The following is a 12618-nucleotide window of genomic DNA, read 5'->3' as shown; positions in this document are numbered from 1 at the left end:
AGGGCAAGCCATGACGCACACCATGTCGCGCTTGGGCGCGATGATGTTTCTGCAGTTTTTCATCTGGGGCGCGTGGTTCGTGACCCTGGGAACGTACCTGGTGCAGGGGCCGTTGCAGGCCACTGCGAGCCAGGTCGCGACGGCGTTCCTCAGCCAGTCCATCGGCGCCATCGTCGCGCCGTTCCTGGTTGGCCTGATTGCGGATCGCTACTTCGCGGCGCAGCGCATTCTCGCGGTGCTGCATCTGGCCGGCGCGGCGATGATGTGGCTGGCCTCCACGGCGACGGACTTCAGCACCTTCTCCGTTTATGTCATGGGATACATGCTGCTGTTCATGCCAACGCTGGCGCTGGCCAACAGTGTGGCGATGCGGCACATGCAGTCGCCGGAAAAGCAGTTTCCGCTGGTGCGGGTGGCCGGCAGCATCGGCTGGATCGTGGCCGGCGTGCTGATCGGCTGGCTGGGCTGGGAACAGGCGCATCGGCTCGAGCTGACCTTCCAGATGGCGGCGATGGCGTCGCTGGCCCTGGGCCTGTATGCATTCACCCTGCCGCACACGCCGCCGCTGGCGCAACAGCGCGACGCCGGCCTGGGACAGATCCTGGGGCTGGACTCGCTGCGGCTGCTGAAGTCGCGCGCCTACCTGGTGTTCTTCCTGGCCTCCATCGCCATCTGCATCCCGCTGGCGTTCTACTACAACTTCACCAACCCGTACCTCAACGATCTGGGCGTGCGCGGCGCGGCCGGCCTGCAATCGCTGGGCCAAGTCTCCGAAGTGCTGCTGATGCTTGCCATGCCGTTCCTGTTCGTGCGGCTGGGAGTGAAGACGATGCTGGCGGTGGGCATGGCGGCGTGGGTAGTGCGCTATGCGATGTTCGCCTTCGGCGATGCAGGCAGCGGCTTCTCCCTGCTGGTGATCGGCATCGTGCTGCACGGCATCTGCTACGACTTCTTCTTCGTCACCGGCCAGATCTACACCGATGCGCATGCCGGCCCGGCCGCGCGCAGCAGCGCGCAGGGCTTCATCACCCTGGCCACGTATGGCGTGGGCATGCTGATTGGCACGTTCCTGTCCGGCGCGGTGGTGGAGCACTACACCACGGCGGCGGGCCCGGACTGGCAGAAGATCTGGCTGTTCCCGGCAGGCGTGGCGCTGGTCGTGCTGATCGCCTTCCTGTTGTTGTTCCGCGACCGGCCGGTGGTTGCGGCCGCACCGTCCACCCCCTGAGGACCGCACCCGATGCCCAAGCTTGGAATTGCCATCGTCGGCACCGGCATGATCGGCGCCGTACACCATCGCGCGGCGCTGCTGGCCGGTGCGGAGATCCGGGGCGTGGCCGCCTCGTCACCGCAGCGCGCACGCGACGTGGCGCAGGCGTGGGGCGTGCCGCGTGCCTATCGGGACATCGAGGACGTGGTCGCCGATCCACAGGTGCAGGTGGTGCACGTCTGCACGCCCAACCATCTGCACCGCGGCATGGCGCAGGCGGCGCTGAACGCGGGCAAGCACGTGATCTGCGAGAAACCGCTGGCCACCACGCTGGAGGACGCCCAGGCGCTGGCCGCATTGGCCGCCTCGACCGGGCTGGTCGCCACGGTGCCGTTCGTCTACCGCTACCACCCGGTGGTGCGCGAGGCGCGCGCCCGCATCGCGCAGGGCGAACTGGGGCCGCTGCACCTGATCCACGGCAGCTACCTGCAGGACTGGCTGCTGGACCCGGCCAGCAACAACTGGCGCGTGGACCCGGCGCTGGGCGGCGCGTCGCGCGTGTTCGCCGACATCGGCTCGCACTGGTGCGACCTGGTGGAATGGGTCAGTGGCGAGCGCTTCGTCGACGTCAGTGCGGCATTCGCCACCGTGCTCGCCGAGCGCGGCGCCCTCACCGGCCAGAGCTTCACCACGCCGGCGGCGGGCGGCGCGATGCAGGCCGTATCCAGCGAAGATGTGGCCGCGGCGATGTTCAAGACCGGCGCAGGCACGCTGGCGTCATTGACGGTCAGCCAGGTCTCGGCCGGACGCCACAATCGCCTCTGGTTCGAGATCGACGGCGCCCAGGCCAGCGTGGCGTTCAACCAGGAGGACGCCGAACGGCTGTGGATCGGCCGACCCGACCAGCGCGAGGAAACCTTCGTGCGTGGACCGGGTGCCGGCAGTGCCGAACAACGCCGGCTGTCGGTGTTGCCGCCCGGCCATGCGCAGGGCTACGGCCACTGCTTCGAGGCGTTCGTCGCCGACACCTATCACGCCATCGACGGTGAGCGGCCACAGGGCCTGCCCACCTTCGAGGACGGCCTGCGTTCGGCGTTGATCGTCGACCGCGTGATTGCATCGGCCAGGTCACGTGCCTGGACCACCATCGGTTGAATCCCGGGAGGATGTGTTGATGAAAATCGCTACGCGCAGGACCACCACCCTTGCACTGCTGCTGCTCGTTGCCCTGCCTGCCTTCGCAGGCGACCCCGCCGGTCCGCAGCAGCCCATCGCAGTGCAGATGTACACGCTGCGCGACGCCGGCACGCTCGACCAGCAGTTGAAGATCGTGCATGACGCGGGCGTCGGCGCGGTGGAGACAGTGGGTACCCAGAACGTCAGCGCCACCGAACTCAAGCACCTGCTGGACCGCTATTCGATCAAGGCCATTTCCTCCCACGTGCAACTGGCCGATCTGCGCAGCGACCTGGCCGGGGTGGTGGCCTTCAACCGCTCGATCGGAAACACCACCCTGGTGGTGCCGTACCTGGACAAGAAGGATCGGCCGACCGATGCCGCAGGCTGGACCACACTGGGCCAGGAACTGGGCCGGATCGCGGCGCTGGCAAAGGCCCAGGGGATGCGCTTGGCTTACCACAACCATGACTTCGAGCTGGTCGATTTCAACGGCAAAACCGGCCTGGAACTGCTGTTCGCTGCGGCCGGCCCCGACCTGCAGACCGAGCTGGACCTGGCCTGGGTAGCCCGTGCGGGCCATGACCCGGTGGTGATGCTGGGCAAGTTCCGTGGCCACGTGTTCGCGGTACACGCCAAGGACAACGCCCCCAAAGGCCAGGCCGAAGACGAGGGCGGCTTCGCCGCCGTTGGCCAGGGCGTGCTGGACTGGAACGCGATCCTGCCTGCCGCCGCGGCGGCGGGCGTGCAGTGGTACATCGTCGAGCACGACCAACCGCGTGATCCGGCCAAGGTCATCAAGACGGGCGCGGACTACCTGCGTCAACACCTCACCGCCACGCCGCCCGCCAGCGCACCGCGCTAGCCCGCCAAGGAGCCCCACGTGAACAAGATCCTGACGCTGGTCCTGACGCTGTTCGGCACGGTGCTGGCCCCCACCACAGCGTGGTCCAAGGACGACCCGGCCGCTGGCGCACAACTCTATACCGTGCACTGCACGGCCTGCCACGGCGCGAATCGGGCCGGCATTCCGCCGACGTTCCCCGCACTCACCGATGTCGCCAAGCGGCTGCAGCCGACGCAGATCAAGGAAAAGATCAGCAAGGGCGGCGGCTTGATGCCGCCCTTTTCCCAGCTGTCGGCACAGGAAATCGACAATCTCGCCAGTTACCTGGCGAAATAGGAGTCCACTACAGCGCCCGCACCCAGATGTTGCGGTAGCTGACGTTGGAATCGTGTTCCTGCAGGTAGATCGGCGCACACCCATGGGGCGCGTACGAGGGCGCGCCGATGTACTCGGTCTTGCCCGCCAGCACGGTGTCGTCCTGCACCAGCACGCCGTTGTGCAGGACCGTGATGCGCGCGGGCGACACAAGCCCGCCGCCGGGTGAGAACCGAGGTGCCTTCCAGAGGATGTCGTAGGCCTGCCACTGCCCCGGTGCGCGCGAGGCGTTCACCAAGGGCATGGCCTGCTTGTAGATGGCGCCGGCCTGGCCGTTGGCATAGGTCGGGTTGTTGTAACTGTCGAGCACCTGCAGCTCGTAGCGTTCCTGCAGGAAGATGCCGCTGTTGCCGCGGTCCTGGCCCTCAAAGCCCTCGGTTTCGACAGGCGTGCGCCACTCGACATGCAGCTGGACGTCGCAGAAGTGCTGCCTGGTGCGGATGCCCTTGCTGCCCGGAACCACCGTCAGTGCGCCATCAGCGACGCGCCAAGGCACGCGCCCGCCCTGCTCCGACTCCCAGGCGGACACATCGTTGCCATCGAACAGCACGATTGCGTCGGAGGGTGCCTTTCCTGGGGGCGTGGCCACGCTCGTTGGCACCGGCGTCCAGACCTCGGTCTTCTGCGGATCGCGTGCAGGGTCGGCACCGGCCTGCCCGAGCGCAGGTGCGGCAACCAGCACGGCGGCGGCGATCAGCACAGGCGTGATCATTCCGTTGCGCTCCATCAGCTGGTCCCCCACGCCGGCGTACCGGGGATATAGGCGAGGTCGCCGTCGTAGCGCCCCGGCACCGCGACGTAGCGCAGCACTTCAGTTGCGCCGGCCTTGGAGGTGAAGAAACCGAATATGGTCAGCTGCTTGAGCATCGTGAAGTAATGCGGCATCGCTTCTCCCTCCTCGGCGGTGCCGGTCTCGGTCACCTCGACCGCGTGCTTCCTGGCCTCTGCATCCAGCGCGCGCAGCAGCTCGGTGCGGGCCTGCGGCGCAAGTAAAACGAAGCGGCCGCCCGCGCGTTTGTCGATATCGGCCAGGCCGGCGCGGAACGTCGCCTGCTGCCGGGCGGTGTAGCAGTCGCTGACGAACGTCGCCATGAACGCACCGGCGCCTGCGTCTTTCGCCCCCGGCGTCTTCGTCCGCGGCAGGATGGTCTCGGCGATCTCATCCAGCGTGCCGACATCCGCGTCGGAGAAGCGCGACTTCGCCCCTGCGGCAGGAGCCTGTGCCTGACCGAGTGCGGGCAGACCGATCATGGCCGCACCGGTGGCGGCGACGATCATCTTCAGCAGTTCGCGGCGGTCCATCAGAGATTCCCCGCTTTCAGTTCGCGCACGGCATGGTCGGCAGCGCGTGCCGTCAGCGCCATGTAGGTCAATGAAGGATTCACGCACGCGCTGGAGGTCATGCACGCCCCGTCGGTCACATAGACGTTGGGCGCATCCCAGACCTGGTTGTGCTGGTTCAGCACGGAGGTGCTGCGGTCACGGCCCATGCGCGCAGTCCCCATTTCGTGGATGCCCTTGCCCGGGGCGTAGTCATTGTCATGCATCTCCACGTCCTTGACGCCGGCGGCCTCGAGCATCTCGGCGGCATCGGCGGCCATGTCCTTGCGCATGGCCAGTTCGTTGGCGCGCATGGAGACATCCATCGCCAGCACCGGCAGTCCCCACTTGTCCTTGCGGTCGCTGTCCAGGCGGATCGTGTTGTCGTGGTGCGGCAGCATCTCGCCGAAGCCGGTCATGCCGATGCGCCAGTCACCGGGCACGGTCAGCGCCTCTTTCAGGTCGGCACCGATATTCAGCTCGGCGATCTCGCGCGACCATCCCATGCGGCTGGCACCGCCCTGGTAGCCGAAGCCACGCAGGTAGCGGCGCTTGTCCGCAGCCACGTTGCGGAAGCGGGGAATGTAGAAGCCGCAGGGACGACGGCCGAAGTAGTACTTGTCTTCATACCCTTCGACCCGGCCGGAGGCACCCGCGCCGAAATGATGGTCCATCACGTTGTGGCCCAGTTCGCCGGACGAGGAGCCCAGCCCACCGTCCCAGACATCGGTGGCCGAGTTCATCAGCAGCCAGGTCGAGTTGAAGGACGACGCATTGAGGAAGATGACCTTCGCCGTGTACTCATAGGTCTGCCCCGTCTCGGCATCGATGACCTCTACGCCGCGCGCACGCTTGCGGTCCTTGTCGTAGAGCACTTCCTTGACGATGGAGAATGGCCGCAAGGTCAGGTTGCCCGTCTTCATCGCCGCCGGCAGCGTCGCTGCCTGGGTGGAAAAATAGGCCCCGAAGGGACAGCCGAGGATGCACTTGTTGCGGTACTGGCAGTTGACGCGGCCCTGCTCGGGCATCGGCTGGGTGATGTTGGCGGTGCGCGAGTGGATCATGTGCCGGGTGCCGCCGAAGGCCTTCCTGATCCGCGCGGCCACATCCTTCTCGACGATATTGAGTGGGATCGGCGGCAGGAACTCGCCATCCGGCAGCACGTCCAGCCCTTCGCGGGTGCCGGCGATGCCGGCGAACTTCTCCACATGGTCGTACCAGGGGGCGATGTCGGCGTAGCGGATCGGCCAGTCGGTGGCGATGCCGTCCTTGAGGTTCGCCTCAAAGTCCAGGTCGGAGAAGCGATAGCTCTGCCGGCCCCACATCAGCGAACGCCCGCCGACGTGATAGCCGCGGAACCAGTCGAAGCGCTTGGTCTCGATGTAGGGCGATTCCTGTTCGTCGGCCCACATGCCCTGGAGGTTCTCGGCCAGCGCGTAGTCGCGCATCAGCACCGGGAAGGCCGCCTTCATCGCCTGGGTTGGCCGGTTGCGGTGCAGGAAGTCCCACGGCTCCTTCATCGCGTTGACGTAGTCCTTCACGTGCTCGATGTTGCGGCCGCGTTCCAGCATCAGCACCTTGAGGCCCTTCTCGGTCAGCTCCTTCGCCGCCCAACCGCCACTGATTCCCGAGCCAACAACGATGGCGTCGTAATGATTGTCTGCCATGGATCTCTCACCTGGTGGATATCGTTTCAGACGTCGCAGAGGCGGATCGCCTCGCGCAGCGAGCCGACGGGATCCGGTGCCGCAGGCATGAATTCCTGCGCCAGATAGCCGTCGAAACCGGTGTCGCGGATCGCGCGACAGATGGCGGGGTAGTTGAGTTCCTGGTGGTCCCCGATCTCGTGCCGGCCCGGCACGCCCGCCGTGTGGTAATGCTTGAAACAGGCGTGATCCCTGCCGATGGTGGCGATGATGTCGCCCTCCATGATCTGCATGTGATAGATGTCGTAGAGCAGGCCGAAGTGGTCCGAGCCGAGACGCTGGCACAACGCCACGCCCCATGTGGAGGTGTCGCACAGGTAGTCGGGATGATCGACCCTGGAGTTCAGCAGCTCCATCACCAGCACCACGCCGCGTTTCTCGGCATGCCCGAGGATGCGCTTGAGGCCCGCCTCGGCGTGGGCCATGCCCTGCTGGGGATCCATGCCATTGCGGTTGCCGGAAAAACAGATGAGGTTGCGGTACCCCGCATCGGCCACCAGATCGATGTGCCGCGTGTAGCGCTCCACCAGGGCGTCGTGGAACCGGGGGTCGGCAAAGCCCTTGGTGAGGCCCAGCTCCGCGCCGTTGCACATCGAGCTGTAGACGCCGTGGGCCTTCAGTGTGGGCCAATCCTCTGGGCCGACCAGATCAATGGCGGCAAAACCAATGTCCTTCACCGTCGTGCAGAGCTGGGCGACCGACAGCTGCGGGAAGGTCCAGCGGGCGACGGCGTGCTTCAGGTTGCCCTTGAGCGGGGCGGCAGCGGCAAACGCCGGCAACACGGCCGCAGCACCCAGCCCAAGGCTGCCGGCGACCGCCATGCGAAGCGCATCGCGCCGCGTGAGCCCCGGCGCCGAGGGCGGTCTGATGGAATGGATGGACATCCGCCTTCCGGCCTCCTGGTATCAAACGCTGTCGAACTGCTGCAATGCAATCGATTGCACCATAGAGGAGGAACGGTTTTTTTTGCAAGACGCGGTGCACGAAAACGCATGCTGCGGGGCACAACGCCGCCCAAACGAGAAAACCCCAGTAAGCACACCGGCTTACTGGGGTTTATTCAAACGCGAACTGACGGCTGGAAATCAGAACGGAATATCGTCATCCGCAAAGTCGTCCATCGGCGGCGCGGACTGCTGCGGGGCCTGCTGCTGCGGGCGCTGCTGGCCGTAGCCACCACCACCGCCGCCGCGCTGACCACCGCCACCACCACCACCGCCGTACTCCTGGCGCGGGGCCTGCTGGCGCTGCGGACGTTCGCCACCGGCACCACCGCCGCCCTCACGGCCGCCGAGCATCTGCATTTCATCGGCGATGATGTCGGTGGAGTACTTCTCCACGCCATCCTGGCCGGTGTACTTGTCGTAACGCAGGCTGCCTTCGACGTAGACCGAGCTGCCCTTGCGCAGGTATTCACCGGCGATCTCGCCGAGCTTGCCGAAGAACACCACGCGGTGCCATTCGGTACGCTCCTGCTGGTTGCCATCCTTGTCCTTGCGGACGCTGGTGGTGGCCAGGCTGATGCGGGTGATCGCCATACCGCCCTGGGTGTACTTCACGTCCGGGTCGTTGCCGAGGTTGCCGACCAGGATGACTTTATTGATGCCGCGCGCCATAGGGTTGCTCTTCCGTTGTCCGAGGGCAGGCCGCAGTCATATCACAGCCCCGGGCGGGGTGCAGATCTGCCGGGCCGCCCTTGGGAAAATTGGGGGGATCCAGATTGCACCATCTTATCATTGCCGCCGTCCCCGACCCTGTCGGAATTCCGCCCGGCAGCGACCGGAAACCTGCTCGAGCCATACGCGGCAAGGGTGACGACCGTTACGCCGACTGCCGCCAGGCCCCGGCCAGCCTGACCGTCCCGGCGACAGGCCCAGCCCTGGCAGCGCATGGCATGATGTCCCTTCACTGCCTCACCCCCTGCTGAAATGACCATCCGCGGCAAAGCCACCTCCCTCGATATCGCCCACCTGGCCGGCGTCTCCCAGCCCACGGTGTCGCGGGCGCTGCGCGGCAGCCCGATGGTCAACGCCGAGACCCGGCAGCGGATCCTGGCCATTGCCCGGGAGCTGAATTACAAGGTCGACAAGAATGCCTCCAGCCTGCGCCTGCGCAATGCCGGCACGCTGGCGCTGCTGTTCTTCGAAGACCCCACCAACGACGACTCGCTGATCAACCCGTTCTTCCACGCCATGCTCGGCTCGATCACCCGGGCCTGCGCGCTGCGCGGCTACGACCTGCTGGTCTCCTTCCAGCAGCTGTCCACCGACTGGCAGGCCGATTACGAGGACAGCAACAAGGCCGACGGCATCATCCTGCTCGGCTACGGCGACTACCACGAGTCGCGCGAGCGCCTGCAGCGGCTGGTCGAGCAAGGCACCCACTTCGTGCGCTGGGGTGCTTCCCTGCCCGATCAGCCCGGTGTCTCGATCGGCAGCGACAATTTCCAGGGCGGCTTCGACATCACCGCGCACCTGCTCGACCAGGGCTGCCGCCGGATCGCCTTCGTCGGCCATGCTTCCAGCCACTATCCCGAGTTCGAGCAGCGCTACCGCGGCCACGTCGAGGCGATGCAGGCACGCGGCCTCACCGCCGAGCCGTCCCTGCAGCACGATGCGATCACCACCGAGCAGTCCGGCTTCGATGCCTGCCAGGCGCTATTGGCGCGCGGCGAACGTATCGATGGGCTGTGCGCGGCCAGCGACCTGATCGCGATCGGTGCGATGCGCGCCCTGCGCGAGCACGGCCTGCGCGTGCCCGAGGACGTGGCGGTCACCGGTTTCGATGACATCCCGCTGGCCGCCTCGGTCTCCCCACCACTGTCCACCGTGCAGCAGGACACCAAGCAGGCCGGGCACCTGCTGGTGGAGAAGCTGCTGGCGCTGATCGAGGGCAAGCCGGTGGAGGGCGAGAGCATCGCGGTCAAGCAGGTGCTGCGGGACTCCTCGCTGCGCGGCTGAGCCTGGCTCAGGGCACGCGCTGGAAGGTCAGGGTCTCGAACGTAAGCGACCGTACCTGGCCCTCTCCCACCTGGAAGGTCAGCCAGCTCCCCGAACCGGGGACGAGTTCAACGCGCCCCTGATCCCTCTGTTCGCCTGCACTGGCGACGGCGTCCAGCCGCCCCCAGCGCAGCCGCAGCGCCTGGTCACCTGCCGCGTCGACCCTTACCTCGCCGAGCAGCGGATGGACGTATCGGCCCACGAAATGGTCGCGCGGCAAGGACCGCCGCCAGGGGCGTGACTGGATCGCTTCGCGCTGGCGCGCCACGTTCGCCTGCATCTGGGCCGCCTTTGCCTGCAGCGCCAGGAAGCGGGCGGCGGAGCTCGACGCGATCCCGGGCTCGTGCAACAGCAGGCCATACACGTGATCGGCGATGAGGTTGGTCAGCGGCGCGCCCAGCACGTCCTCGTTGTTGAGCACGACCAGCGCGATGTTCTGGTCCGGCATGAACGACAGATGCGCGTGGAAGCCGGCGAATCCACCGAAGTGGTGCAGCAGTGGGTGGCCCTTGTACGGACCGGTGTACCAGCCCCACGCGTAGCCGTCGCGCGCGAAATCCAGATAGCTCGCGTCCAGCGCGACCTGACGCCGCTGCGAGCGGGTGATTACCTGCCGGGCAAGGGCGGTGTTGCCCTCCCCCGGTAACTGCGCGATCAGGAACCGCGCCAGGTCCGGCGCGGTGGCGACCATGCCGCCGGCCGCCTGCATCGTGTCGTCCGCTTTGCGCAGATACAGCGGCGTGGTCGGCTGCGCACTGGCCAGCGAGTAAGGCGTGGCCATGGGCCAGCCGGCCGCCTCGGCAGTGCTGATCCGGGTACTCGTGTGCCGCATGCCCAACGGATCGAACAGCGTGTGCTGCAGCTGGTCCTGCCACGGCAGGCCGTCGTGCTGGTCCATCCAGATGCTGAGCAGGTTGTAGCCCAGGTTGGTATAGCGGAAGGTGCCGTGCGCCGCGTCCGGATCGCGCCGCGTCGCACCCACCAGCGCCCGCCGCGAGGCGCTGTCGTGCACGCCGCTGAAGGCGGTGGCCCAGACCAGGGCAGTGTTGTCCACGCCGGCCGTGTGCGTGAGCAGATCGCCGACGGTGATCGCCTCGGCCTCCAGGCCATCGAAGCGTGTTTGCGGAAACATCTGCTGGAGTGACATCGCCATGTCGAGCTCGCCGGCGGCCTGCTTGTGCAGGGCGTTCAGCGCGAAGAACGGCTTGGTCGCCGAGGCGATGTAGAAGACAGTGTCAGCCGTGACCGGCGTGCCGGCCCCGATATCCGCCAGGCCGTAGTAGCCTTCATGGATCACCTTGCCGTCCTTCACCACCACGACCGCGGTACCCGAAGGCAGGCCCGTGGCCGCCTTGGTCTGTTCGATGAGGGAGGACAGCGGGGCAAAATCGACAGGCGTGGCAGCGCGCACCGGAGACATCACGGCCACGGCAACGCCGGCACAGAGTGCCAGGATGCGTTTCATTCGAGGTCCTGTTGCAGGGGAGCCGCCGGCGACGCGGGCGGCAGGATGGCGGGCTTACTTCAGGCGGCGATCGAGCACGAAGTACACCACGTTGCCCAGCCCGGTCGCACCGAGCAGCAGGGCGATCGCGCCAGGGGTGACCCGGTCGATACCGAGCAGATCGACCAGGCCGAATGCCAGCGCCAGGGTCAGCAACACGCAGCCCCAATGCAGCGCGGCCAGCCGCCGCTTGGTGGTGTCGCCGGCCAGCAGCGAGCGCACCAGCTCTTCCGAACCGCGGGCTTCAACGATCCGGCGGCGGGTGTGGCCATCGACCACGCTCTTGATGGCATACACGATGCCCAGGATCAGGACGACGGGAAGAATCAGGTTGTAATCCATGGTGCGTTCGTTCCGTTGAGGAGGGGCTTGTCCACTGAGATACGGCCAGGGCGGAATGGGTTGCACGGAGCACGGTTGCAACCGATGGCGCACTCGACGTATCCCTATGGGGATGCGCACCCCGCCGCCCACCCCTGCCGACTGTCTCGACGCCGACCGGGCACTGGTCGCCGCCATTCTGTCGCGGCAGCCCGGGGCGTTCGAGCAGCTGGTGCGGGAGTATCAAGGGCTGTGCTGGCGCGTGGTCGACCGCATGGTCCGCCACCCCGACGACACCCGCGAGCTGTGCCAGGAAGCCTTCCTGCGCATCCATCAGACGCTGCATCAGTACCGCGGCGAGAGCGCGTTGAAATCCTGGGTGGCGCAGGTCGCTTATTCGATCGCCAAGCGCCACCTGGAACGCCGCCGCATTCCGCTGGTGGAGAACACCATGGGCGAGGACGGCACCGCATTGATCGAACAGATCGGCGATGGCATCGATCTGGAAGCCTTGACCAGCGAGCACGACATCAACGCCCACCTGTACGCTGCGATCGACGGCTTGCCGCCCCTGCAGCGCACCCTGCTCACGCTCTATCACCTGGAGGAGATCTCCATCGCCGAGATCGCCACCCTGACCGAGCTGGCCGAAGGCACCATCAAGAGCCACCTGTTCCGCAGCCGCAAGCGGTTGCGCGAACTGCTCGAATCCCGCATTGGAGTGCCCGCATGAGCAGCGCAGACGATCCCCGCATCGATCCCGAGGAATGGCAGGCCCAGGAGGATGCGCTGCGCGCCGCCCTCAGCGGCCAGCGCGCTGCGCCGGACGCCACCGACTACCTGCGCATCGCCCAGGCGATCGCTTCGGCCCCGCAGAGTGGACCGCCGATGCGCTTCGCCCGTGATGTCACGCTGCGCATTGCCCGGCATGACGCCGGTATCGAACGTTGGGTGTCGCGGGTATTGCTTGCCTTGTTGGCCCTCGCCGTCCTGGCCATCGGGGCGATGTTCGGCCCGGCGTGGTGGGGCGCGATCAAGGAGAGCGCGGGGCCAACGGCATCCGGCTGGCTGCTGGTGGCCGCAGGCTGCGTGGCTGCGTCATGGCTGGCCGCTCGGTGGCGCACACGTGTCCAGAAGCACCCATGACTTACGGCGGATGC

The 12618-nt window shown here is 66.8% G+C and carries 14 protein-coding genes; 7 read left to right on the top strand and 7 right to left on the bottom strand.

Annotated features, from left to right (window positions below):
- Nucleotides 1-10: 10 nt before the first annotated feature.
- The 4 genes from ABE546_RS12520 to ABE546_RS12505 are packed head-to-tail and all read left to right on the top strand — an operon-like array spanning nt 11 to nt 3569.
- On the top strand, nt 11-1228 hold the full coding sequence (locus ABE546_RS12520) for a nucleoside permease (RefSeq protein ID WP_313212053.1): 1218 nt from the start codon (nt 11-13) through the stop codon (nt 1226-1228).
- Between the two features lie 12 nt (nt 1229-1240).
- Entirely contained in the window at nt 1241-2365 is a 1125-nt protein-coding gene (locus ABE546_RS12515) for a Gfo/Idh/MocA family oxidoreductase (protein WP_313217547.1), read from the top strand.
- A 19-nt stretch (nt 2366-2384) separates the two neighbouring features.
- Nucleotides 2385-3251, top strand: coding sequence for a sugar phosphate isomerase/epimerase (locus ABE546_RS12510; protein ID WP_313217545.1), 867 nt, complete (start codon nt 2385-2387; stop codon nt 3249-3251).
- A gap of 27 nt (nt 3252-3278) precedes the next feature.
- Nucleotides 3279-3569 carry a cytochrome c gene (locus ABE546_RS12505; RefSeq protein ID WP_346463955.1) on the top strand — a complete coding sequence of 97 codons (291 nt, stop codon included), beginning with the start codon at nt 3279-3281 and terminating at the stop codon, nt 3567-3569.
- A gap of 7 nt (nt 3570-3576) precedes the next feature.
- Here ABE546_RS12505 and ABE546_RS12500 read toward each other — a convergent pair whose 3' ends face one another.
- From ABE546_RS12500 to ABE546_RS12480, 5 genes are all read right to left on the bottom strand, one after another.
- Nucleotides 3577-4320, bottom strand: a complete 744-nt coding sequence (locus tag ABE546_RS12500; RefSeq protein WP_346463907.1) for a DUF1080 domain-containing protein — start codon at nt 4318-4320, stop codon at nt 3577-3579.
- Between the two features lie 14 nt (nt 4321-4334).
- A complete protein-coding gene (locus ABE546_RS12495; protein ID WP_313217541.1) occupies nt 4335-4910 on the bottom strand; it encodes a gluconate 2-dehydrogenase subunit 3 family protein in 576 nt (191 codons plus the stop codon).
- Complete coding sequence (locus tag ABE546_RS12490; protein WP_346463906.1) at nt 4910-6595, bottom strand: GMC family oxidoreductase; 1686 nt, start codon at nt 6593-6595, stop codon at nt 4910-4912. The genes ABE546_RS12495 and ABE546_RS12490 overlap by 1 nt, the downstream gene beginning before the upstream one ends.
- 26 nt (nt 6596-6621) lie before the next feature.
- Complete coding sequence (locus ABE546_RS12485; protein WP_313212065.1) at nt 6622-7518, bottom strand: TIM barrel protein; 897 nt, start codon at nt 7516-7518, stop codon at nt 6622-6624.
- Nucleotides 7519-7719: 201 nt separating this feature from the next.
- Complete coding sequence (locus ABE546_RS12480; protein WP_346463904.1) at nt 7720-8250, bottom strand: single-stranded DNA-binding protein; 531 nt, start codon at nt 8248-8250, stop codon at nt 7720-7722.
- 312 nt (nt 8251-8562) lie between these two features.
- Here ABE546_RS12480 and ABE546_RS12475 point away from each other — a divergent pair, with 312 nt between their 5' ends.
- Nucleotides 8563-9594, top strand: coding sequence for a LacI family DNA-binding transcriptional regulator (locus ABE546_RS12475; protein WP_313212067.1), 1032 nt, complete (start codon nt 8563-8565; stop codon nt 9592-9594).
- Between the two features lie 7 nt (nt 9595-9601).
- Here ABE546_RS12475 and ABE546_RS12470 read toward each other — a convergent pair whose 3' ends face one another.
- Together ABE546_RS12470 and ABE546_RS12465 are read right to left on the bottom strand one after the other, a co-directional pair.
- Nucleotides 9602-11098, bottom strand: a complete 1497-nt coding sequence (locus ABE546_RS12470; protein WP_346463903.1) for a serine hydrolase domain-containing protein — start codon at nt 11096-11098, stop codon at nt 9602-9604.
- A gap of 54 nt (nt 11099-11152) precedes the next feature.
- A complete protein-coding gene (locus ABE546_RS12465) occupies nt 11153-11479 on the bottom strand; it encodes a hypothetical protein (protein ID WP_313217531.1) in 327 nt (108 codons plus the stop codon).
- 112 nt (nt 11480-11591) lie between these two features.
- Between ABE546_RS12465 and ABE546_RS12460 the strand changes: the two genes are divergently transcribed.
- Together ABE546_RS12460 and ABE546_RS12455 are read left to right on the top strand one after the other, a co-directional pair.
- Entirely contained in the window at nt 11592-12191 is a 600-nt protein-coding gene (locus ABE546_RS12460; RefSeq protein WP_346463901.1) for a sigma-70 family RNA polymerase sigma factor, read from the top strand.
- The gene (locus tag ABE546_RS12455) at nt 12188-12604 is read left to right on the top strand and encodes a hypothetical protein (protein WP_313212072.1); all 417 of its coding nucleotides are present in this window, start codon (nt 12188-12190) and stop codon (nt 12602-12604) included. Before ABE546_RS12460 ends, ABE546_RS12455 begins: the two co-directional genes overlap by 4 nt.
- The last annotated feature ends 14 nt before the right edge of the window (nt 12605-12618 follow it).

The organism is Stenotrophomonas sp. TWI377, assembly GCF_039674525.1.
Classification (GTDB): Bacteria; Pseudomonadota; Gammaproteobacteria; order Xanthomonadales; family Xanthomonadaceae; genus Stenotrophomonas.
The sequence above is the reverse complement of the archived record's forward strand: the minus strand, read 5'-3'. Positions and strand labels throughout refer to the sequence as shown.

Coding starts and splice junctions, on each gene's coding strand:
- ABE546_RS12490 (WP_346463906.1), bottom strand. CDS start 6,595: ATGGCAGACAATCATTACGACGCCATCGTTGTTGGCTCGGGAATCAGT.
- ABE546_RS12515 (WP_313217547.1), top strand. CDS start 1,241: ATGCCCAAGCTTGGAATTGCCATCGTCGGCACCGGCATGATCGGCGCC.
- ABE546_RS12470 (WP_346463903.1), bottom strand. CDS start 11,098: ATGAAACGCATCCTGGCACTCTGTGCCGGCGTTGCCGTGGCCGTGATG.
- ABE546_RS12485 (WP_313212065.1), bottom strand. CDS start 7,518: ATGTCCATCCATTCCATCAGACCGCCCTCGGCGCCGGGGCTCACGCGG.
- ABE546_RS12500 (WP_346463907.1), bottom strand. CDS start 4,320: ATGATCACGCCTGTGCTGATCGCCGCCGCCGTGCTGGTTGCCGCACCT.
- ABE546_RS12510 (WP_313217545.1), top strand. CDS start 2,385: ATGAAAATCGCTACGCGCAGGACCACCACCCTTGCACTGCTGCTGCTC.
- ABE546_RS12480 (WP_346463904.1), bottom strand. CDS start 8,250: ATGGCGCGCGGCATCAATAAAGTCATCCTGGTCGGCAACCTCGGCAAC.
- ABE546_RS12520 (WP_313212053.1), top strand. CDS start 11: ATGACGCACACCATGTCGCGCTTGGGCGCGATGATGTTTCTGCAGTTT.
- ABE546_RS12455 (WP_313212072.1), top strand. CDS start 12,188: ATGAGCAGCGCAGACGATCCCCGCATCGATCCCGAGGAATGGCAGGCC.
- ABE546_RS12460 (WP_346463901.1), top strand. CDS start 11,592: ATGCGCACCCCGCCGCCCACCCCTGCCGACTGTCTCGACGCCGACCGG.
- ABE546_RS12495 (WP_313217541.1), bottom strand. CDS start 4,910: ATGGACCGCCGCGAACTGCTGAAGATGATCGTCGCCGCCACCGGTGCG.
- ABE546_RS12465 (WP_313217531.1), bottom strand. CDS start 11,479: ATGGATTACAACCTGATTCTTCCCGTCGTCCTGATCCTGGGCATCGTG.
- ABE546_RS12475 (WP_313212067.1), top strand. CDS start 8,563: ATGACCATCCGCGGCAAAGCCACCTCCCTCGATATCGCCCACCTGGCC.